The 548-nt window shown below is 33.0% G+C and carries 1 protein-coding gene; it reads right to left on the minus strand.

What is annotated here, in order from left to right:
- The coding region (locus tag B3J44_RS08845; protein ID WP_286967875.1) for a response regulator transcription factor at nt 1-371 on the minus strand (371 nt) is incomplete at its 3' end.
- Nucleotides 372-548 lie beyond the last annotated feature (177 nt).

Raw genomic sequence — 548 nt, forward strand, 5'->3', positions numbered from 1 at the left:
TTGTAATTAAATTTTGTTCTTCGAGTAAGCGCATTCACTCTCGAAATGAGTTCTTTAAAATGAAAAGGTTTTACAAGATAATCATCGGCACCAGAATCTAGTGCGGTAACTTTATCGTCGGTATTACTCAAAGCGCTGAGCATTAAAATTGGGGTATGAATCTTTTTAAAACGCATTAATTTCGTCAGCTGAATTCCGTCGATTCCCGGAAGCATGATATCCATCAAAATAATATCCCAAGTATTTTCTTGTACAAGGTCGCGCGCCATTTCGCCCGTTTCGGCCAAATGAACGGTAAAGTTGTTTTCTTCTAAACCTTTTATAATAAATTCGCTGATGCGTTTATCATCTTCAATGAGTAAAACATTCATAGATGCTATGTTAAGTGTTGTTGCTGTTTAGATAAAAGCTGAAATGCTTAAATCCAATAATCTGATAAAGTGCTTTTGAAAAGATTATCAAAAATAACATTTATTTTTTGAACCCTATAGGAACATATAAGTGATTGAAGATTTTTAAGGTATTTTTAAAGTAGTTTGTCATTTCGA

It is taken from the genome of Flavobacterium sp. UBA4854, assembly GCF_002399805.1.
In the GTDB taxonomy this organism is placed as follows: Bacteria; Bacteroidota; Bacteroidia; order Flavobacteriales; family Flavobacteriaceae; genus Flavobacterium; species Flavobacterium ginsengisoli.